Source organism: Streptomyces natalensis ATCC 27448 (assembly GCF_000935125.1).
GTDB classification, from domain to species: Bacteria; Actinomycetota; Actinomycetes; order Streptomycetales; family Streptomycetaceae; genus Streptomyces; species Streptomyces natalensis.
On sequence record NZ_JRKI01000061.1, the window covers coordinates 882,865 to 902,580 of the forward strand.

A 19,716-nucleotide genomic window follows, 5' to 3' on the forward strand; every position below is an offset into this window, starting at 1 on the left:
AGCGTGGATGGTGGTCTCCGTGCCGGCTATGTGGTGGCGGTACGTGCGCAAGGTTGCTCCCCGGTGCGGGGCCAGCCGCCGGCAGCCGTGAGGCGGTGCCGGCCTGCGTCGCGGCATGCGAAAGGGGGCCGGCCCGCAGGCCGACCCCCTTTTCGGTGGTGTCGCGGTTCTTACTTCGGCTGGCCGAAGATGTCACCGGTGTTGTCTGGGGCCGGTTTCACGGCCCGGCAGTCGCGCAGGTGGCGGAACCCCCGTATGCCTCTGTGCACGCCGCTGCCGGCCCCTTCAGCCACGCCGGGGAAGGAGCGCACAGCCGCGAACACCCGTGGCTTGGTCATGCGGTGCCGGATGCCGGAGTCTTCACACCACGTCTGGTAGCGCTCCCAGACCTCCGTCCGGGTCGTGAACTCCCCCTCCACTACTTCGAATTCGTCTCCGCCGGCCTCAATGAACCCGCTCAGAGGGTGGGAGGCGTCGCGGTATCGGGCAGTGGCCTTTTCCACGGCTGCCGGGAAGGTCAGGCCCTTGCCGGCCTTGTACTGGGCGTACCACTCGATAGCCCCCCGCACTGCCCAGGCGGCTATCCCGGCGCTCTCCTGGGCAAGTGCCGACTTGAGGTGTCGGTCTTCCCGCCCGCGGAAGTCCTCCAGCCAGGGCACGACACGGACGCGTTGCCACAGCGCGGCATCCGTTGCGTCCACATCCGGCGGATAGTTCGTGTCCACCTGGACCAGAGCCGTGGGCCGGAACGTGATCTCCGACCGGGCGTAGACGCCGCGGGCTGTAATCGACTGGTCGCCGGTCAGCGACTTCATCAGGGCTTGGTCCAATTTCATGCCGGCCGGCCACTCACTGGAGAGGACCAGCCGCTTTCCACGAAGGCCCACAATGTCCGCCCGGGGTCCACCATTCTCCCGCCGGCGTTCGAACAGCGAGGGGTCCGCCCGCTTGATCATTTCCCGGAACACGTTCTCCAGGCTGTCCGTGAACGTCGTCTTCCCGTTCGTGGTCTCCCCCACGTGCATGACGAAGATCCGTTCCACGGCGTGGCCTGTGATGCCGTAGCCGGTCAACATCCGTAGGAAATCCGGTGTCTGCGGGCTTGTGGGGTGGCACTCCGCAAGGAAGCGCTCCCAGCGTGGTGCCTGGGCGGTCGCGTCGTAGTCCAGGTTCACGAAGTAGGTGTTCATGTCCTGCGGAGCATGCTCACGCATCGCGCCACTACGCAGGTCCACCACCGCATTGCGGAACGCCAGCAAGTGAGGGAAGGCGTCAAACTCGTCCGCGGCAGCGTAGACGCCGGGGATGGACGCCAACATGGACACCATGGCCTTGACCCGGCTGGCGTTCTGGCTCTCAAGCACGTGTTTGGCCAGCTGTACCGGGTCCTGGCCCCTCTCGTGGGGCATGGCCTGAATCACGGCCCGCACGTCCGCGTACAGGGCCTCTTGTGGAATGGTCCGCCAGTGTCGGCCGGTCCACTTGGAAACGCCGACGCCCGGCACCATCCTGATATGGCCGCCCAGTTGGCGGTACAGCCGTTCCGCGTTGCCCAGGTCTGTGAGGGGCAGCGGGGGCCCGTCTATCTCCGTGATGAGGTCCGGAACATGTTCCGGTTCCTCTGTCGCGACGTCTACGACGTGCACAGCGGCTCGCCGGACGGTCGTCCGCAACTCGACCGGGAAGGCGTCGGCGTCCCGGGCCCGCCAGTCGGTCAGGTCGTCCCCCTGGTGGGGTATCTCCAGAAGGCGGACAACGAGGCCAGCGCGGGTGAGGGCGTCAGCGAGTGCGGTGTTAAAGCCGGCGCCGCCCGCGTCACGGTCGCCGGCAAGGATCACCTCTCTGTCCCCCAGGCCGGCCGTCAGCTCCTCCACCAGCACGGCATTGCCGGCCAATGTGGCGCCCCGGATGGCCACAGCGTCATAGCCGGCAGCCACGGCTGTAAGCCCGTCGCCGGGGCCTTCGGTGATGAACACGGGCCCGGTGTTGTCGGCACGCAGCACGCCGTACTTGGCCCACTCGGCTCCATCGGGGTTGGAAAGGCTGGCCCAACGTGCTGGACAGTCGCCGGTCAGGTCACGGCCCTGGAGCCCTTTGGGGACGCCGTGGAAGTCCACGAGCGGGACCGTGACGCGGGGGTAGCGCTGGTAGGCCGGCGACCGGTGCAGGAACGCCTCGTCTACCCCCAGAGCGTCCACGCCCAGGCCCAGGTCCGCGGCCTTCTCCGCGTCGAGGCCGAAGCGCTGCCAGACGTACGTCCGCGCCCGCGCGGCCTCGTCGCTCTCCCCCATGAAGGCCAGGTTCGTGGTGTCCACGTAGGTGGCCAGGCTCGCAATATGCCCAGGACTGAGGTCTTCCGGAACGGGCTTGGAGGAGACCGTGACGCCCTCCCCCGGCGCCCAGTCGTAGAGGTCTGCCGGGCTCCAGTCCAGCGCGGCCAGCACCTTGGCACGGTCCTGGCACACCCAGCAATTGACCAGGAGGCTCCCGTCCTCCTTGAGTCGAAACCACAGGGAGGGGCGGGTGTCCTGGTGGGCGGGGCACTGGACGCCGTACTCCCCGCGCTCCTCCACAACCTGTGGGAAGCGGCCCAGGAACTCCGCGAGACTTTTCAAGATCCCCTCCAACGCAAAAAGACGGGCGTGCACCGGTCCAGACCGTTGTCTGGGACCGGTTACACGCCCGCCCTTCGGCGTTCAACGAGGCCGCTTGAGCTGGGCAGTTGGCGCGCGCCACGGGCTCTCTGTAGGCTTGCTTTGCGGTAACGACCACGGCCTAGGAACCGACGCTCAGACTGCCCCTAAATCATGTGGGTGGAATGAAGCGAAGGAGTCTTGCCTTGGGCGCGACCTACTCTTGCCTGATGCAAATTGCCCAGCCCGTAATCCCAATATTGCTTTGACGGTCTTTGCGACAGACCTCAACGAATAGCTGCCGACCATGGCGGCGCACAGTCGACGGGCGCTGTGTCTTGACAGACATCCGTCTGTCTTCGTTGAGGTTCGCGTTTCGACGCACCCTCTCGAAGGCGACGGCCAACCCGCCTCGGAGGGCGTTATGTGGGCCGTTATGCAGGAACTCGCGATGTCAGCACCCCAGGCGCTGATCTATTTTGTGGCGCTTCTTGCCCTCATGCTGTTGCTGGCTTTGGTCATTACCCTGCGGAAGACCGAGGCAGAGCATCGGCCGGAGATCATCCGGGCCCTAGCCGATCTGATGAGCTTCTGGCGGCGCAAATAACTACCGCCCGCGCCCATCCCGCAGTATTCGACCGAAGGTTTCCAGGTCCATCACGACATACCCGTGACGAACGTTCTTCCCGCGGCGTTTGACCACGGCTGCCCCGTAAGGCACTTCGGCGTTAACCGCCTCTTGGTTGGCTTGCTCCACGTACGCCGAGAGGCGGTGCGCTTTCTCGTCCTTGGCCTCCAGCACGAACGGGTAAGCGTCGATGTCGCCTGTGTCGTGTCGGCCGGTCTGCACCTTTCTGCGGATCGGCAACAGGTGACGGGCACCGAATTTCGGCGCCCCGCTCTCAGTCAGCGGAACACCCAACACCTCATTCAGGTACCGGACTATGGCTGTCTCCCAGGCGGTTCCCCGTGCCTTGTTCGGGTTGCTCACTCCACCCGCTCCCAGGCGAGAGCTGCGCTCTCCACATACGCCTCAATTCGAGATGGGCCCCAACCTGCGTGTTCCTGCGCGAAGTTCTTCCAGTGTGTGGCTCGCCGACGCGCGACAGCCTCTGCGCCATACGGCCCTTCCGCGTGCCGAATCGTGCGCTCGGGCTGTTCAGCGTTGGCCGCGTAGGTCTGAACGATCACGGCGCGGTACACCCGGTCCGCGTCTACTGCAATGGTGCGCGCCATCAGAGCCTCACCCACTTCACGCTCACGCCACGCGCGATGGCAGAGGCCAAGGCGTCGATGTACCGGGGCCAGTCCTCCCGCTCCCGTGCGGACGCGAAGAGGTGGACCTCCCCGCCTGCCAGGGCGCGGATCTCCCCCAGCGGCGGGGCCTGACTTCCCCTGATCTCCAGGGCGTTCAATGTCGCTCCTTCTGACCGGAACATGTTCCGGTCACGACAAGGCCCCCGCCGTAGTGCGACGGGGGCCGGTACGGACGAGGGTTCTAAATGTCGTCACCGGGGATCGTGACCGCGACGTGTTCAGCCGCGATGGTCTCCACACGGAAGCTCCGCCGGCGAACGAACCCGGACTCCTGGCCGGTGGGCTTCACCTTGAGCAGGGGCACGACGCGCCCACCGATGATGGCGGAGGTGGTCTTGAGGATCACGGCCTCCGTCATCCTCACGCGGTTGGCCTGGCGGGTCGCGTAGACCACGGTGTCCCCCACGACGATCGGGGCTCCGGTGAAGTCGTGGATATGACCTCTCTTGCTCAAGCGAACTCTCCTCATGCTGAGCGTGGTTACGGGGCGTTGCAGTGGTCCCGCTTGAGAAAGTGACGGCCCAGAACTAGAACGGGGGCTCATCAAGGGACTTGCTCAGCGACGGCAGCGCCGCCTCCACGTCTGCCGGAGCCGGCCCGCGGACCTTGAGGAGGGGGTGGCGGTAGGTCACGTCCACGCCAGCGGAGGTCGTGAACTCCACCAGCTCCAGGTACAGGTCACACAGGGCCGGCCCTTGCACCTTGTCCAGCGCGGTCAGAGTAGCCGGCAGAGACCGGGTGAAGTCCCAGGACGAGGTCACCAGCCGGAAGACCCCCAGGTGGGGAGCGTCAGCCAGGCGGTAGCTGATTCGGATATCCGGCTTAGGGCCACGGCCGCTCTTCGCCAGGGCCCGGCGCTCCTTGAAGTCGGTCGGGCAGCCGCACGGCTTCCCGCGGTCCTCCTCCGGCTCCAGGAAGCTGACGCCGTCACAGGCATGGATGACGCCCTGCATGCCGTACAAGGCCATGCGGGAGGAGATCGCCTCCGCGCCCTCCACGATGACGCGCACGCTGTCCGCGGTGGTCAGGACTTCGCGGTTGTCTTCCTTGGTGGTCTCCCACTCCTGCGGGGTGCCGCCGTAGAGGCCGGCCACGGCATCGGCCACTTCCGGATCTCCGGTGGTGATCCGCCAGGCAGGCAGGGCCACGGGCCTGTTGTTGAGAAGCTGACCGGCTCGGAAGCGGCCCACGAAATCGGAGCTGAAGGTCTTCGGCAGAGCATTGGGGTCGGTCTCGAAAATGCGCAGGGACACGCGGCCTCACTTGAATTCGCTTGACGGTGTGGGCAGCGCAAGACCCCGGGGGCGTAGGAACAGCCGCCCCGGGGCCTTGGCTCGGTGTCGTTGTCTGGGGGCCGTTACAGCCCCACGCCGGCTACTTGCGGCGCTGGCTGCCGGTCTCTGCCTCACCGCCGGAGGCGACCGGTCGGCCGATCACTCCGCGCTTGATCTCTCGGTCCCAGTCGAAGACCGCCCTAAGGTGCAAGAACACGTCGAACAGCTCCGGTGCGTGGCGCACGGGCACGAGCTTCCAGCCCTCCGGGCGGACGTGGAGGACGGCCGCCGCCTCGATGACAGGCAGGGGCTCGGACTCGCCGGTGTCGGCGCGGATGATGCGGTCCGCATTGCTGTAGGCAGCAAGCTGGAGGGCCACGTCCTCATGGACGCCGGAGCGCGTGGTCTTGAAGTCCAACATCACGACTTCGCCAGCGATTTCGCAGATCGCATCGAAAGAACCGGCGTAGTTGTGGCTGTCACTCCAAATGGCGTCTTCGATGTAGAGGAAGCGGGGTTTCACCGTCTCAAGGAACTCCCGGAAGTGCCTTACAAAAGGCTCAAGTTCGGGGTGGACGCGGCCCGGGTTCTGGCCCCGTGCCAGACGCTCGAAGAGGTCATGAGCGGCGGTGCCGGTTTCCGCGGCCTCTTTGGTGATGCGCCTCGGGGCGCCCTTGAGGTAATCGACTGCGCCGGCCGGGTCCTGCATAGCCAGACCCACCAGAGAGCCGACGTTGGTCACTGCTGCCTGAGCCACGGTCTTGGCCGCCCAGAATTGCAAGAAGGGCTTTGGCTGCATTGACAGAATGGAGGTCACGCCCGGGGCCTTGGCTCCGGAGTCGCTATCGACGTAGAAGCGGCTCCCGCCGCGCGTGATGGTGCTAAGGGCTCCCAATGCCCAACTCCCCTACTACAGGGCCTTCTAAGGCCGCTTGCGGCTTCCGGGGGAGTTGTCTGGGAAGGGTTACGCGGCTCCGGAACAGACAGCGCAAAGCCCCCGCTCCGGGCGTGGAGCGGGGGCTTGTTGAGCGTTCTGCAGGACGGTCAGGCGGTATCGCCAGCGGCAGGCGATTCGAGTTCCTGGAGCTTGGCCAAGAGGGCGTCCGCCTTGGCGCGAGTCTCCTCAAGCGTCTGGCGGAAGGTCTTGCGCTGTGCCGGGCTCAGGGCCGAAAGCTGTGCCTCATGGTAAGCCGAAATGCCGGCGTCGATCTTGCGGGCAAGGACCACCATCTGGGCGCCATCTGCCGAACCCTTGGCCTTCTTGGCGTCCTTCACACCCTTGTCCACCTCCACCAGGGCCTTGGCCTGCTTCTGCGCGAGACCCTGGCGCTGTCCCCGCGTGAGAGCCTGCACCCCGTAGTAGGCATGCTCCTTCGCCGGGATGCGCTCCCGCTTACGGTCCTCGATGTGGTGGCCGATGGCCCGCCGAGTACTGCCTTCACTGTCAGCGGGGATACCGGCCTCCCTCAGGAGGGCATCAGCCACCGCCCGGTACTGCGCGGAGCCGCCGTTCCAGTCGGTGCGACCGGCGTCGTCCTTGAAGAGGCTCCGAAGGTCCATGAGCTTGTGGGAGATCGCCCGAAGAAGTTCCGTCGCCCGCCCCTCCACCTGGCCATACTCCGTCACCAGAGGCTTGGTGGCGTTGTAGATCTCGGAGACCTTCGGGTCTTTCAGCGCCGTGAGAGCGGTCGGGCTCGGACCGCCGACGATGTTTCCCTCCACCACGCGGCGAGCAAGGGCCGCCGCCTTGTCCGCGGCCTTCTCCTTCTCCACGGTCTTCTCCGCCATGCGCGCGGTGATCTCGTCTGTTGAAGGCGTCGCCGGGGCTGCCGCTGCCGTCTGATGGGCCTTCTCGAACGCCTCTCGGATCGCCGCCCGAACCCGTCCAGAGCCTACGTTCTCGTAACCGACCGACTTAGCCCACTCACGCATCTCTGCGTTCTTCGCCGCGTCGGCCGAAGGGCGAGCCGGGGCCTTGGTCTGTGCGGGCTTGGCAGGCGCACGCCGCCCCGCGGTCTTCTTGGTGTCCTTGGCCGGCGCTTGCTTGCTGGCGTTTGTCTCCTTGGCCGCCATAGTGGCCCCCTCCTGGGTTCTGGTCTTCAGTGCCGTGCTGGAGTGCCACCACCGGAGTCTTGCCTTCTCCGGTGGTTGAGCAAGAGAACCGTAACACAACACACCCTCGTACGGGTTGTGTTGTGTCAGCGAACCGTGAACTTCTCCCCGCACACGTCGCAGGTGACTCCGCCCTGGGCATAGCTGGTCTTGGCCATGTACGCCTTGCGCCCACATCCGCAGGTCAGGACCAGTCGGGAGTCCGTGCGCCCTGTGGCCTTCGGTGCTGCGGCTGCCGCCTTCTTCGCCGTGCGCTTCCACGTCTTGAGCACGCCGTCCAGTGCATCGAGGAGGGGCGCGTACGCGTCTTGCCCTTCCTTGGTCAAGTGAACGTCCGCGAACCCCCGTTTCATGTCCCGGGGCTGCCCCTCAGGCCACGCAAGGTCGAATTCTGCGGCGGTTTCGCGAAACCGCCTGTTGTGCCACTTACCTCGGTTGGTTGAGTCTCGCACTCCACGCAGGGCGCACTGTGCATGTGTGGCTTGGTGAAGCATCGCGGTAAGTGCCGCCACCGGGCCGGCCTGGAGCGTTTCCCCGGAAAGTCGCAGCTCCGGCGGTTCTGTCGAGACCACCGCTGTGGCCTCCTGGGCTGCCACCGCGTCGCGCAAGCTCCAGTTCAGCCCGTCCCGCTTCACGGCCATACCTGTGGTGATCGTCACCGCCGGTAGGTCCGGGTGCCGACTCTGGATAACCTCCCACGCGGTTTCTAGAGCGGCGAGAATCGCGGGGCTGTTGTCGGTCATGGGAAGCCTTCCCGTCGGGTGCTGACGGGTAGGTAAGGTATCACTAACTTGACCCCGTACGGGGGTGTTCCGTATTTAAGGCTGGATTAAGAAAGGCCCGGACCGACCGGACCTGAGTCCGGCCCGTCCGGGCCTGCGTTCACTCCCTGAGCTTGCTGCCGTCGTACGTCTTGGCTGCCGCCTTGGCTTTGGCCACCTGCCGGGACGCAGCCTCACCCAGTGCGAGCGTGACCAGTCCCATCAGGACCGCCACCAGCTCCTTACTGCCGATGGCTGTGTTGATCTGGGGGTACTGGTGGCTGAGCCACCCGACCAGGGCCGCAACCGCCGCGTGCACCCTCACGGGGTTGGCCCGCAGCCATGCCCGTATTGCCTCGATCATCTGTTCTCCGTTTCTGTTAAGCGCCCTTGGTGGCCGCCAGGTAGAGCGCCCCGAGCGTGCCCAGCACGGTCAGGGGCAGGGCCGCCATCCACCGCTCCAGCCGATCCACCCGGTGGCCCTGTGCTTCCTGGGTGTGGATCACCGCCTCCAGGTCCTGGCGCATGTCGTGGAGGTCGTGGCGCGCGCCCGTTACCTGGTCGTAGATCTCCCGCGCAGAGATCGTCACCTCCAGCCGGTCCCCGTCCTGGTCACTTGGGCTCACCGCCCTCTCCCTCCTCTCCTGGCGCCTTCGGCACCTCGTCCTTGGCCAGCGTGTTGCGCTGGTAAGCGCCGATGACGTGGGTGGTGATCCGGCCGGCGCCCTTGCTGACGCGGTGCCGGATGCGCCACGTCACGTGGGTGAAGTGGCTGATCCCGTGCATGGGTCGTGTCACGGTGTGCGTGGTCCACGCGCCGGCACGGCCGCCTACAGCCGTCCAGGTCTCCCACTCCTCGTAGCCGTCCCCGGTGGAGCACTCCAGGACCACGCTCGCTGTAGCTCCAGCCGGCGCGTGCGTCTCAGTGATGAGGTGGAGGACCGGGCACTGGATGCGGGTGGCCGCGTACCAACTGACGGTTCCACTCTTCGCCTTGCTCGCGGTGGTCCATCCCGGGGTGGGCTGCCACGGGATGGGCAGGGCCGGCCGGCCCAGGTAGCCGTCCGCCCACGGATCATCCATGACGATCGCCTCACCGCTCCGGCTGAACAGCCGGATCATCTGGGCGTCATGCGCGGTGCGATCCACCCCCACCGCGAGAGCCTGTGTGCCGTCCTGCCGGCCAAGGATGGTGCCCCAGTCCTCCCGTGGAGTCTGGCCAACCGCGAGAACCCGCTTGCCGTCCGGGGTTTCGGCGCGGAGCTGACCGCCTTCGCCGATCACCACGTCACCGCGCTGGATCTCGTCCAGGGCCGGGGCCTTGTTCGCGGCGCTGGTCAGGTCTCTAAGCTGCCGCTCCACCCTCTTGAGTCGATCCGTTATGTCCTGCGGCACGTTGGCCAACGTTCTCCTCCAAATACAGTTCCAGGCTGGCGCCGGCTCCGCGTTCAGCTGGCGTTGCCTGCCAACCCACCACCCGGTAGGAGGCGTCCAGGCCCTCGTAATGCCAGGTGTCCGCGATGCGCAGGCGCACGGTTGCCCCGATCAAGTCGGGGGTGATCTGGTCATCGAGCCTCACGCGCAGAGTGGGGATGGTGACCGGCTGCCTTGCGGCGTCCAGGTCCGCGCGGGCGTGTTCGTTAAGTGTCTTGGCGTCGCGCACGGTGTTGTAGTCGCTGCTGCCATCCAGCCGGGGCCAGCCTGCCGCCAGCTCCTTCGCGGCTTCCAGGCGTTCCGACAGAAGCGGCGTGGTGCCCCGCGCCTGGTTCTTGTTGGTGGTGGCCCCGCGCGACTGCCACACGGTCGCCACGTTGGTGGCGTCCTGCGGCCACGAGTAGGCCAGGACGTTGCCCGGGTAGGTCAGCATCAGCGGGCGCTGACCGGTACGGATCACCGGGAATCCGAGCTGCAATTCCTTGATGCGTGCGCCGGCCTCCGAGCGGGAGACCCTGATCCGCCACTCAAAGCCGTTGTCCACCTTGGCCAGGTCATCCAGGGCCTCCCGGACCTTCGGTACTTCATCACCGCCCACCTTGCGGTTCCGGCGTACGCCGGAGGTCTGCGCCGAGTCCATGACGATCCCCAGGTCTCCGGCCGGCTGCATCTGGGCGTAGTCCACGAGCTGGCGCGCGATAGCCAGTTGATCAAGGTTGGTGGCGGTCTGCCGGTCGTAAATGATGCGGTGGTCCAGGGCGCTGTCCCAGGTGGCCGCCTGAAGGTCTGCGGTCACAAATCCGTGGTCGTCCACCTGGGGCGTGAGCGTCCACACGATTCCGCCCCACCACAGTTCGCGGCCCCGCTCCACCCACACCGCCGTACGGCCAGGCCGTATGGCCTGTTGCACGCGGGCGGACATGGAGCGGTCCGGGATCGGGATGGTTCCTGCCAGTGATCCGGCCTTGCCTATGTAGTCATCGAACTTCAGCCCCTTGACCGGCAAGGCGTCCAAGAGCCGGTCCGTTCCCAGGTCCGTGAACAGGAGGCGGAACGGTAGGTCCGGAACATGTTCCGGCACCCTCCACCACCCCCTCTACTTGTCCAACGGATACGTGATTCCGGTAATGGCCGCCCAGGTGGTGACGCCCTCCGGGACGATCAGCCGGACTTGGCCCGCCTTGGTGAAATCGATCTTCATCGGGACGCCGCCGGCAGCCGCAGCAACCGGGCTGTGCCGTTCGGGGCGGAAGCCGTCAGGCAGCGGCTTGGCCAAAAGGCTGCCGTCGTTGGGCGGTTGGCCCTTGGTGGACCAGCTGATACCGCCCCGCCATTGCATGTGTGGAACGCCGGCAATCGTGATGCGCCGGTACCGGAGCGGCCCGGCGTTGTTGCCGTCGTTGTTGAAGCCTTCCGCCAGCGCGACGGGCACCCAGGCCGCCGGCGCCTCCGGGGAGGGGTACGGCGTCCAGGCGGAGCCGTCCCAGCGCTCCAGGCCACCGGCGCTGTCGCGGTACTGGCCGACGTAGGAGCCGGACCAGCTATCGGACCAGCCGGGCGGGTTGATGCCACCGACAGAGGCTGTGCTCCGGCGCCGGTCGGTCACTGCTGTGGCCCAGTCCAGGCCACCGGTCCACTGGGACGCGCCAGCCGGGATCGTCACCTCATACAGAAGTTCCGCGGTGCCCGCCACGACCGGCGCCACAGGGTGGGCGGAGGCGGTGCCCTGGATGACCTCCAGGCGGGCGACGTCGTAGCCCGCGGCGTCGTACTGCGCGTCCAGGACACGGATCACCACGGCGTCAATGCGTGGGTTCTGGGGGTCGCCATCCGCGAAGGCCAGCACCTCCGGGGCTGTGACGGCTACGGGGTAGGCGCCCTGTCCGGCCCGGCCCTGGACGATCGCCCGACCCACGCCGATGGCCGCTTGCATGTCGCTGACGCGGGCCAGGGCGAACGGGTCGCCACCTGGGATCACGCCGCCACGTGTGGTCATCTCGCCGGTGGGCGTCATGCTGCCCACGGGGACCAGCCGCGTGTCCTCACGGCTCTGGCCGGCGCCGCACTCGGAGCGTGTGACAAGCCAGCCACTACGTACCGTCAACTGTTTCTCCTTACCAAAAGGCAGAACGCCAAAAGATCGAGACGGAAGCGCGGGGGTCGTACGGACCGGGCTCCGCGCTGAATCGGAGCCGCGTGAGGCCCGGCTCCAAGGTGAATGTCCGCTCCGGCGCACTGCGGGCCGTCGCGGTGTCGAGACGGGAAGCGCTCCAGTTGAGGACGGCGGTTCCGGCCGCACAATCGACCGTGAGCGTGTCGTCCGGCCCCAGGGCCACGGCGTACTCCAGGGCCCGGCCGCTCTCCTCATCGATGAGGGCGGGCAGCTTGAGGGGACCGTGGAAGACCACCACCGGGTGAGTAGCGGCTTCCCCGGTGTTCTCTGCCTCCAGCCAGCCGTCCCCTGCCTTGGTGCTGTCCCAGTCCAGGGGCCAGGTCAGCGGCCAGGCAAGGCCAGGTTCCGCCCGCGGGAGCCTCGTCTTTGCCACACGCTGGGTCACTTCGTAGCGCCGGGGGTCGGACGCCTCCCACACCAGGGAGCCGGTGGGCTCCCCGCGGGTGTACGTCCGATCCGCAGTGAGGGCGCGCTTCGTGACGCGGGCCCACATCAGCCGGCGGGCGCCGGCGAGTTGGATCACAAGGGGCTGTTCCTCCTGGCGGACGCCAGTGACCCGGCGGAGCCGATCCAGCAGGAGGGGGAAGTCCTGGCGACGGGACGGCAGGATGCGGAAGTCCCACGTAAGGGCTCGGGTACCGGCCAGCAGCGGGCCGGGCCATGCCCCGTGTTGGGTAGGCATGGCCACGGTCCCGTTCTCCATGTCCGGCAAGTCATCCCAGCCGGTGAGCTGCACTCCTACGTAGGAAGTCCTTTCTCCCAACAGGAGGCCGCCCCACTGCATTTGGCCGTCCTGGGTTATCAGGTCGTCCACGTCACCCCCGTGCCTTCATGCGCCATTCCAATTCGCGGGCAACTTGCTGGGGCGAAATACCGCCCGCGTGAAAGTGCTCGATCTGCACCGATGCACCCCCACCCGCCGGGCCCATGAGGCCCAGGCCGGAACCGACCGGAACATGTTCCGGCCCCATCGCTGCGGATCCTCCGACCCACATAGAAAGGTTGTCGGTGATGCCTCCCAACTCCCGCCGCAGAGCCGGAACTTGGTCCGAAATCCCGGACATGAATCCATCCATGACCAAACGGCCGTTGGGTGTCAGGATTCGCCGGTCCAGAGACGCCGGTCCCTTCCAGGATGTCAGGCTGTGCGTGATTCCCTGAAGAACGCTTTTCACTCCAGAAATCCGAGAGGCAATACCCCGGATGAACCCGCTTAGGAGTTGACTACCAGCATTGACCAGATAGCCACCGAGATTCCCCATAGCCCTCACAGCCCTACTCGGAAGGCTCGCGAAAAAGGCGAGAATTTGCGGAGCATGCGCCCGCAGCGATGCGCCCATTCGCCTCATCGCCGTTCCGATATGGAGGACAAGCCTTGCCCCCATTTTCGCAATGTAGACAGGCGCCTGGAGCGCCAGCCTAGCGAAAATCGGCAGGAGCTTTGTGATTCCCAAAAGAACGATTTGGCCAATCGCCTTGAAGATGACCCCGAAGTGGTTTTTGATTCCTGTGAGTAGCCGTTTCGTCGCTTGTATCGCTCCGGAGAAATCGCCGCGCAGGAGACTGGTAATCAGATGAATAGCAGGCACCACGATATTTGTGATCTGAGATGCGAGCACTTTGGCGAAAATTTGAGCCAGCTTACCGATGATGCCAATAATGGGGCGGATCACAGGCATAAGTGCCTTTAGTGCAGCCATCAGCACCGAGCCCAAAATCCGGACCAGTGGCCCGAGGGCGACCATCAGTTGACCTAGTGATTTTCCGATGCTGACGAGAGATGGCTTCAAGGCTGAAATGAGTTGTCCGGCGATTTTAAAGACGATCCCGAAAAGCGAGCCAGCAATTTTCAGGATGGGGCCAAGAACCGCGGGGAGGGCGGAAAGGACTGGCTTTAGCGTCCCCAGAACGGTGCCTGCAAGTTTGCCTATGAGTGCACCCACGCGAATCAGGGTGGGCCCCAAAACTCCTGCCAACTGGCCAGCCAATTTGCCGACAACCGGCAATATCACGCCAAGGGCGGAGGCGAGAGACGTGACGACAGGCTTGAGCGCTGCACCCAATTGTCCGGCCAATTTCGCCAAAATCGGGCCGAGCGTGGCCGCCAAATTCTGGAGCGGTCCGGCCACTTTCGCGACCAACGAACTCAGCAGACTCATAACGACCCGAAGTGCCGCGCCAAGCGTGCCAGAAATTACACCGCCCAGTGCCGAAAGCGTCTGGAAGAGCGCGGTGAATGTAGCCTGAGCCTGCGGTGCTGCTGTGATCTTCGCGGCCGTCGCGGCTATTCGAGAAAGGATACCCAAGAATCCCGCGCCCGCTTGTGCGGCCGGTCCGAAAACATTTGACAGCGTCCGGCCCAGATTGAGCAGCGTACCGAACAATGTTCGCGCAATGACCAGCGCGCGATTGATGGCGCCTTCCATGGTGCCGAAGTTAAAAGCCAGCGTCATACGAGCGGAGAGATTAGTAAGCGCATTTGCCGCGGCAGCCGTTAGCCTCTGGAATGCGGGAGCCGCTGCCGCACCTATCTGGGTCAGACCTTGGATGATGACAGCCGGAAGGCTCGACATGTTCTTAAGACCGGCCGTAGCGCCAGACAGCGCAGTTTTCAGCGTTCCGGTATCGGCCAATGCCTTGAGCATGCCCATAGCGTTACGGGCCATCTGATTTAGTGCCCCAGCTGTCCCCGTGAGCCCTGACCTAAGGACAGGCAAAACCGACGTCGCCGTTTTACTCAAGGAGTCGCCCATGCCCTTGAACAGGGCCGTGGTGATTGACGACTTAACCTCTTTCCACGCCGGGGAGAGAGCCCGCAACTGGATGACGAATTGTTGTGCGGCAGGAGTTAGTTTGGCGAACGCCTTGGCATTCCCCATCAGCGCCTTATCGACGCCGGACAGGCCGATTTTTAGCACCGCTCCGGCGCTCCCCATCGCGAGCAGTGCCGGGGCCGCGAGACCGGCAGCCGGCGCCATGTGTGCCAGCGAGGTTGAGAGGGCGGCGAGTTGTGGCGATGCTGCGGCTGCGAGCCGACGCCAATTCGTGAGGGATTCCATGATCCCGCCCCCGGAGGCTCCGCCACCCGATTTGCCCAGCGAGGACATCTCGGACCTCAAGGAGTCCAGCCCGGAGCGGTCGGCGTCCACCCGGGCCGAAATGGTCAGTGGCGGAGTTACGTGCGCCAGCTCCGCACGCAGCCGGGTTATCTCGCCGTCCGCCACCTCCAGGCGGACCGGCATTCGCGCGCCACCTGTGGACAGTCCCGCCCGCAGATCAGCCGCGAATCGAGAGAGGTCCGGGGTGACGGGGACACTGGTCTGTTCCCGTGAGCGACTCAGACGTGCACGTAGGTCGGACGAGAATTCCCGTGTGTCGGCAAGGACTTTGACCTGGACCCGGGCGCGAGACTCGATGCGATCCAAGTACCCCTGTAGAGATGTGGCGAAATTCGAGGTGTCGGGCAGAACCCGAATAGAGAGCCGCCCTACCTCCCGCCCGCCAGGTCCGGCCATACGTCACCCCCGTCTGTAGTGATCTGGTAGTGGCTGCGCGAGTGGATGAGCGGAAAGGTTCAGCGGACCCCGCGCGGGCACTGCTCCGGGCTTTGGAATTGGTTTGGGATCACGCTTCAACTTGCCGCCGTTTACGCGGATGTTGTGGGCGTCTGCCAGACGCACAGCGTCCAGGAGATGCGCCATCAAATGCGTTTGAAGCGTCCAGCCTCGGTGGTCGGAGTCGCCTGCCAGAGCCGCGGGTAGTTCGGATCCGTCCGGTAGATGCTCGGTCAACTGCCAGACACGGCGGGGTGCGAGGAGACCGCGCCAGATATCGGCCAGGTCCAGGCCGTAATAGCGCTGTAGATCTGCCCGTAGTGCGCTGCCGTGCCCGTCCTCAATTAGTTGCCCGAGTCCTGCGCTTCCCCCGCCTGCGTCGCCTCCTGCCAGAGGTTCACGACACGCACGAAAACTCCAAGAGGCCAGCCCTTCATTTCATCAGACATAACCTTGGGGTCGCTCGCAATCACCAGGAGAAGGTCCCGGAGCATGGGCTCCAGCTCATCCAGGTTGCCCGCGTTCTTCTCGAGCTTCTCCAGAAGGACACGGGCCGTCTTCAGGGCCTCTCGTGACAGCATCAGCAGATTGCGGAGCTGGACAACGTGGCCTGTTCGGGTTTCCAACGGCATCGCCGCGTACTCGGTCTGCGCCTCCGCCATCAGGTCAGCGCAGGAAAGGACAGCACTCATATCCGGGTTTACCTCGTCGCATCGAATTCGGAGGCCACCCCCACACGTGAGGAGGTGGCGTGTGTCTGTATGCCGGGCGGGCCTACGAGGCGCCGACTGAACCGTCCTGCATAGGGCCTGAGGAAGGAGCGCCATCCAGACGGAAGGTCTGGCGGGGAAGGATCTGTGCCCATTCCCCAATGGCGCCGCCAATCAGCGGCGAACTGAGGAAAGTTCCCTTGATCGGGAAGGCAACGAGTTCCTTTTCCTTCATCTCGATTTTGTCCGAGCCCAGGAGGGAAACCCTCGGGTGCCACAGCGGCACAAATTGCTTTCCGTCCACGAGGATGACCAGCAAAGCCCTCACCTGGGGAACCGGAGTGGCGGGAATGCGGATGGAACCATCCGGCTGAACGGCGTCTTCATCCGCCCCGAAGTAGGCCCGGTAGGTGTCGGCACTTGCCTGGAGAGCCTTAAATGTGACCGTGTAGGTAATGTCCGGCGTAGTCATACGGAGCGTGGAGTTCTGCCAAGATCCGATGGCTTCTGCGTCTTTGCCGTCACGGTCGAATTCCGGTAGGTCATCGCGTGAAGTATGACCAATGTTTGTCCACTCCGGACCTGGCTTCAGCGGGTCGGTAATGTGTGTGGGTTTCGGAGTGTTGGGTTCGGCGAAGTAAATGTATCCATTCCCCGGCACAATGACAGCATTGTCATTCATGGGCATATAGGAGCCTCCAGCAAGACATAGAAAGCCGCCCGGAGACGACAAGGGAAAGGTCAGGGAGTTAGAGAGGGCGCGCGGTCACGCGGTAGCTGGCCTGGAAGCGGAAGAGGTCCGTTCCCGGCTCGGGCATTCCCGTGCGGATTTCGAAAGGGCCCGCAATGTCTTCGCCGTGGCTCAAGTAGCCGTCTACGCCGTGATATTGGGCCACGCAGGCTCTCAGCAGTACCGCCCGCGCTGTACGGGCCAGGGCGGACGCCTCACGCCGGGTACTGGCCGCGCACTGCACGTCAATCACGGCAGCGTCCAGGCCAACGGGACTGATTGCCGCGCCAGCGACACGACGAGCCACCACCAGGGGCAGCGCATGCTGCCAGTCCTCGGGCCACAGCACCCGCACCGTGACGCCCGGCAGTCCCTCCCGCAGGGCACTGGTGACCAGCTCGTCAATGTCGGGCAGGACTGGAATCACGTAAGACCTGCCTCAATCGCGTGAATGCCCTCCACATAGGCGGGGTTCTCTCCGGCAGTCCAGTGCCCGTAATTGATGGCTTCAACGGCCGGGTCTGCGATGCTCACGGTGCTGTCCGTTGTGTTGGTCTCCACGTCCAGCGAACGGGCCAGTGCGCCCGTAGCCACATGCGCCGATACGACTGCCTGCACATGACTAGCCCTCCGGCTCAGCTCCGCCCGTACTTGCGTCTTCACTTCGGGCAGATGGGCCGCGATAGCGCTTAGGCGCGGGTCTACGTACGCCACGGTCACCCCCGTTTACGGATCGTCGCCGCGGCGAAAGCAATGGGGCGGCTACCGCCATACCGCTCTACGTCACCGACAACAGTCCAGGTCTCGCCCCGCCACTCCACCCGTGACCACGGGCCAGCGGGGAGCGTGCGGGCTGTGACCCGGTACGTGGTCTGTGTCAGGTAGCCCGCCTCTCCCGCCCCGTCACTGTGCATAGGCATGACGCGGGCCTGGAGGCGGATGGGCTCCCCGGCGGCCGGCTGCGTGCCGCCGTATCCGTCGTCTTCGAGTACGGCGGGATAGACAGTGATCTGGTCCGGCCCATGGTCGAGGAGGCTCACAGTGTGCCTCCGTACCGCTCAACCGGAACGGCATACAGCCCGCCCATGCCAGCTTGTGAGCGGATGAGCTGGATCTCTACGGGTGTCAGTTCCACGCCCGTGGGGGCAGTGGCCGGCAGCTGGTACTGATAGCCGCCCTGACTCTCCGCCCGGTACCCCTCAGGGTTCCGGACACGACGTTCAGCGACCGCCAACACCACCGCAACAACCACCGCCGGCGCCATGGCTCGGGTCGGCCAGGGCAGCCCATACGCGCGCACTGTGGCGGAGACATCCGCAAGGGCGGCCTCCGCCATCACACGCTCTTCGCCTTCCAGCCCGTAGCCCAGGCGGGCGGTTAGTTCCTCCACGCTCGCCAGCGGCTCCGTCATGCGGGCCGCCTTACTTCGAGGTGGATCGGCGCGGGGTCGGAGCCGGGGCCGGCGTGGCGTTGAGATCCAGCTTCACCGCGCGAACAAGGCCCTTCTCCCGCGTCCCGTCCGGGCGCTCATCCCCAACGGGATCGCGCATCACGTTGAACCCGCCGAAGATGTTGACCACGCTTCGATCCCGGAGTCGGGCGGAGTCGTAGTCACGAATCCAGCGCATGGCCAGGCCGTTGTAGCTCTGTGAGGAGCCAAAGGCAGCCCCGTCCGGGATCGCCGGCGCCCGGGTGGCGACTGCGAAGGCAGAGGGCACGAAGGCGTAAGCGGCCTCCGGGTCAATCGCCTCGCTGGTCACGACCGTGAAGCCAGCGATCCGGCCCACGGTGGCCTCCTGAAGCGCCGAGACCGCCGCACCCTCCCCTGTGGAGTCCATCCGGTTGAACCGTTCGGAGAGAAGGATCTTCTCCTCCACGTCGGAACCCACCAGGAGGTACCGGCCGCCCTTCGGAACGAAGGACCGGTTCAGGGTCTTGCGAGCGGCGACCACGGACACATACGGATCGCGGCCGTCCAGGGGCAGGGTCGTGCGGTAGGGCGCGTTCTCGATCAGCGCGGCCACGTTGTCGTCTACGGCCTCCGCGATCGCGCGGGTCTGCGGAGCGAGGATCTTCTCCCCGAAGTCCGCGATATCCAGCGTCAGTTCCTCGTCTGTCACCGGGACCGCGCTGTAAATGTCCTTGTGGAGGCTGACGTCTATTCGGTCCTCGTGCAGCTCGTCCATGACGATGGCCTCAGACCGATCGTTGCGCCAGCCGTATTCACGAGCCTTGAGCCGGGCCGGGATGCGGATGGTCACTGTGTCGTTCTTGGCGCCGGTGAAGTCGAACGCCCCGTCCGTCCACACCAGGTTGGTCAGGACAAGATCCCGCTCCAGCAGTCCCAAGGCCGCGGATGCGATGACTTCAGGCTTAAGAAAACGATTCGCCATTGCGGCGTCCCCCTAGGGCATAGAAAAAGCCCCGGTCAAGGGGCCGTGCAGGTGTGAGCGCGGCGCGCGGGTCGATCAGCGCCGGCGGCGCGGGATCAATCCCGCCAGAGCGGCCGGGTCCTTCGGTGTGGTCTTCTCGCTGGGGTCCAGCCCGCCACGGCCCAGACCGACCGCCCGCGTGTGGAATGCCTCCGCCATGGCCTTGGCGTCCGCCTCCCGGACCTCTTCGGTGTCGCCGGTGACGCGGGCCGCCAGCACGTCCGGGAGCCGGTAGGTACGGGCCAGGCGCTCACGGTGGAGTTCGGTCTCCAGCTCCGCCACGCGCGCTGTGGCCGCCGCGAAGTCCTCCGGGCTCTTGGCCTTCGCCAGCGACTCCCGCAGTTCCTTGGCAGCCACGCGGTACTTGGCGGCCTCCTTGCGGACGTCGGCCAGTTCGGTGCGTGCCCAGTCGGGAAGCCCAGCCTCGTCCCGCTCGGAGTCGCCCCCCGGGCTCTCCGCGGCAGGCTCCTGGCCCAGGCCGGCGTCTTCTGCCGTGGGGTCCGGAACATGTTCCGGCGTCTCGTCCGTCTCGGCAGAGGGCGCGTTCTGCTCATCCAAGGAAAAGCCTCCTGGGGCCAGGCAGCCC

Annotated in this window: 24 protein-coding genes; 1 reads left to right on the plus strand and 23 read right to left on the minus strand. The window is 65.6% G+C overall.

Translation table 11 applies throughout. The features are described 5' to 3' along the window. Positions 1-170 precede the first annotated feature (170 nt). The gene (locus SNA_RS34665; protein WP_241779946.1) at positions 171-2,615 is read right to left on the minus strand and encodes a phage/plasmid primase, P4 family; all 2,445 of its coding nucleotides are present in this window, start codon (positions 2,613-2,615) and stop codon (positions 171-173) included. A gap of 469 nt (positions 2,616-3,084) precedes the next feature. Here SNA_RS34665 and SNA_RS34670 point away from each other — a divergent pair, with 469 nt between their 5' ends. Then, positions 3,085-3,240, plus strand: a complete 156-nt coding sequence (locus SNA_RS34670) for a hypothetical protein (RefSeq protein WP_241779947.1) — start codon at positions 3,085-3,087, stop codon at positions 3,238-3,240. On the opposite strand, the gene SNA_RS34675 is transcribed toward SNA_RS34670, so the two are convergent. The 22 genes from SNA_RS34675 to SNA_RS34770 all read right to left on the minus strand — a co-directional run bounded on the left by SNA_RS34675 (position 3,241) and on the right by SNA_RS34770 (position 19,688). Beyond that, a complete protein-coding gene (locus SNA_RS34675; protein ID WP_157880178.1) occupies positions 3,241-3,624 on the minus strand; it encodes a hypothetical protein in 384 nt (127 codons plus the stop codon). Further along, a complete protein-coding gene (locus SNA_RS42980) occupies positions 3,621-3,869 on the minus strand; it encodes a hypothetical protein (protein ID WP_157880179.1) in 249 nt (82 codons plus the stop codon). The genes SNA_RS34675 and SNA_RS42980 overlap by 4 nt, the downstream gene beginning before the upstream one ends. After that, the gene (locus tag SNA_RS34680) at positions 3,869-4,048 is read right to left on the minus strand and encodes a hypothetical protein (protein ID WP_037790552.1); all 180 of its coding nucleotides are present in this window, start codon (positions 4,046-4,048) and stop codon (positions 3,869-3,871) included. Before SNA_RS34680 ends, SNA_RS42980 begins: the two co-directional genes overlap by 1 nt. An 83-nt stretch (positions 4,049-4,131) precedes the next feature. Further along, on the minus strand, positions 4,132-4,404 hold the full coding sequence (locus SNA_RS34685) for a hypothetical protein (RefSeq protein WP_078970395.1): 273 nt from the start codon (positions 4,402-4,404) through the stop codon (positions 4,132-4,134). 73 nt (positions 4,405-4,477) lie between these two features. Continuing rightward, on the minus strand, positions 4,478-5,203 hold the full coding sequence (locus SNA_RS34690; protein WP_030066761.1) for a recombination directionality factor: 726 nt from the start codon (positions 5,201-5,203) through the stop codon (positions 4,478-4,480). 121 nt (positions 5,204-5,324) lie between these two features. Further along, positions 5,325-6,041 (minus strand): PD-(D/E)XK nuclease family protein, encoded by a 717-nt coding sequence (locus SNA_RS34695; RefSeq protein ID WP_078970421.1) that lies wholly within the window; start codon positions 6,039-6,041, stop codon positions 5,325-5,327. Between the two features lie 227 nt (positions 6,042-6,268). Continuing rightward, positions 6,269-7,297, minus strand: a complete 1,029-nt coding sequence (locus SNA_RS34700; protein ID WP_037790550.1) for an Lsr2 family DNA-binding protein — start codon at positions 7,295-7,297, stop codon at positions 6,269-6,271. 125 nt (positions 7,298-7,422) lie between these two features. After that, positions 7,423-8,079, minus strand: coding sequence for a hypothetical protein (locus SNA_RS43490; protein WP_030066759.1), 657 nt, complete (start codon positions 8,077-8,079; stop codon positions 7,423-7,425). Positions 8,080-8,218: 139 nt separating this feature from the next. Further along, positions 8,219-8,461 (minus strand): hypothetical protein, encoded by a 243-nt coding sequence (locus SNA_RS34710; RefSeq protein ID WP_030066758.1) that lies wholly within the window; start codon positions 8,459-8,461, stop codon positions 8,219-8,221. 16 nt (positions 8,462-8,477) lie between these two features. Next, positions 8,478-8,723 carry a hypothetical protein gene (locus SNA_RS34715; RefSeq protein ID WP_030066757.1) on the minus strand — a complete coding sequence of 82 codons (246 nt, stop codon included), beginning with the start codon at positions 8,721-8,723 and terminating at the stop codon, positions 8,478-8,480. Continuing rightward, positions 8,710-9,459, minus strand: a complete 750-nt coding sequence (locus SNA_RS34720; RefSeq protein ID WP_030066756.1) for a hypothetical protein — start codon at positions 9,457-9,459, stop codon at positions 8,710-8,712. The genes SNA_RS34715 and SNA_RS34720 overlap by 14 nt, the downstream gene beginning before the upstream one ends. Further along, positions 9,443-10,546: a hypothetical protein gene (locus SNA_RS34725; protein WP_338059845.1), complete on the minus strand. Its 1,104-nt coding sequence runs from the start codon at positions 10,544-10,546 to the stop codon at positions 9,443-9,445. The genes SNA_RS34720 and SNA_RS34725 overlap by 17 nt, the downstream gene beginning before the upstream one ends. A gap of 81 nt (positions 10,547-10,627) precedes the next feature. Then, positions 10,628-11,635, minus strand: coding sequence for a hypothetical protein (locus SNA_RS38770; protein WP_051877331.1), 1,008 nt, complete (start codon positions 11,633-11,635; stop codon positions 10,628-10,630). A gap of 10 nt (positions 11,636-11,645) precedes the next feature. Then, positions 11,646-12,518 (minus strand): phage tail domain-containing protein, encoded by an 873-nt coding sequence (locus tag SNA_RS34735; protein WP_030066753.1) that lies wholly within the window; start codon positions 12,516-12,518, stop codon positions 11,646-11,648. Between the two features lies 1 nt (position 12,519). Beyond that, entirely contained in the window at positions 12,520-14,853 is a 2,334-nt protein-coding gene (locus SNA_RS40825; RefSeq protein WP_241779948.1) for a phage tail protein, read from the minus strand. 749 nt (positions 14,854-15,602) lie between these two features. After that, positions 15,603-15,950, minus strand: a complete 348-nt coding sequence (locus SNA_RS34740) for a phage tail assembly protein (protein WP_030066752.1) — start codon at positions 15,948-15,950, stop codon at positions 15,603-15,605. An 82-nt stretch (positions 15,951-16,032) separates the two neighbouring features. Continuing rightward, on the minus strand, positions 16,033-16,650 hold the full coding sequence (locus SNA_RS34745; RefSeq protein WP_241779949.1) for a phage tail tube protein: 618 nt from the start codon (positions 16,648-16,650) through the stop codon (positions 16,033-16,035). A gap of 67 nt (positions 16,651-16,717) precedes the next feature. Beyond that, positions 16,718-17,125 (minus strand): hypothetical protein, encoded by a 408-nt coding sequence (locus SNA_RS34750; protein WP_030066750.1) that lies wholly within the window; start codon positions 17,123-17,125, stop codon positions 16,718-16,720. Further along, entirely contained in the window at positions 17,122-17,418 is a 297-nt protein-coding gene (locus tag SNA_RS40830; protein WP_338059846.1) for a DUF5403 family protein, read from the minus strand. Before SNA_RS40830 ends, SNA_RS34750 begins: the two co-directional genes overlap by 4 nt. 316 nt (positions 17,419-17,734) lie before the next feature. Then, positions 17,735-18,109, minus strand: a complete 375-nt coding sequence (locus SNA_RS34760; RefSeq protein WP_030066748.1) for a hypothetical protein — start codon at positions 18,107-18,109, stop codon at positions 17,735-17,737. Positions 18,110-18,119: 10 nt separating this feature from the next. Then, positions 18,120-19,091 carry a phage major capsid protein gene (locus SNA_RS34765; protein ID WP_030066747.1) on the minus strand — a complete coding sequence of 324 codons (972 nt, stop codon included), beginning with the start codon at positions 19,089-19,091 and terminating at the stop codon, positions 18,120-18,122. A 75-nt stretch (positions 19,092-19,166) separates the two neighbouring features. Next, the gene (locus tag SNA_RS34770; RefSeq protein WP_051877330.1) at positions 19,167-19,688 is read right to left on the minus strand and encodes a hypothetical protein; all 522 of its coding nucleotides are present in this window, start codon (positions 19,686-19,688) and stop codon (positions 19,167-19,169) included. Positions 19,689-19,716 lie beyond the last annotated feature (28 nt).

Bases quoted from the DNA above. Each gene is read 5' to 3' on its own strand.
- SNA_RS34670 (WP_241779947.1), top strand. From the start codon at position 3,085: ATGTCAGCACCCCAGGCGCTGATCTATTTTGTGGCGCTTCTTGCCCTC.
- SNA_RS42980 (WP_157880179.1), bottom strand. From the start codon at position 3,869: ATGGCGCGCACCATTGCAGTAGACGCGGACCGGGTGTACCGCGCCGTG.
- SNA_RS34700 (WP_037790550.1), bottom strand. From the start codon at position 7,297: ATGGCGGCCAAGGAGACAAACGCCAGCAAGCAAGCGCCGGCCAAGGAC.
- SNA_RS43490 (WP_030066759.1), bottom strand. From the start codon at position 8,079: ATGACCGACAACAGCCCCGCGATTCTCGCCGCTCTAGAAACCGCGTGG.
- SNA_RS34710 (WP_030066758.1), bottom strand. From the start codon at position 8,461: ATGATCGAGGCAATACGGGCATGGCTGCGGGCCAACCCCGTGAGGGTG.
- SNA_RS34740 (WP_030066752.1), bottom strand. From the start codon at position 15,950: ATGAGTGCTGTCCTTTCCTGCGCTGACCTGATGGCGGAGGCGCAGACC.
- SNA_RS34745 (WP_241779949.1), bottom strand. From the start codon at position 16,650: ATGAATGACAATGCTGTCATTGTGCCGGGGAATGGATACATTTACTTC.
- SNA_RS34760 (WP_030066748.1), bottom strand. From the start codon at position 18,109: ATGACGGAGCCGCTGGCGAGCGTGGAGGAACTAACCGCCCGCCTGGGC.
- SNA_RS34765 (WP_030066747.1), bottom strand. From the start codon at position 19,091: ATGGCGAATCGTTTTCTTAAGCCTGAAGTCATCGCATCCGCGGCCTTG.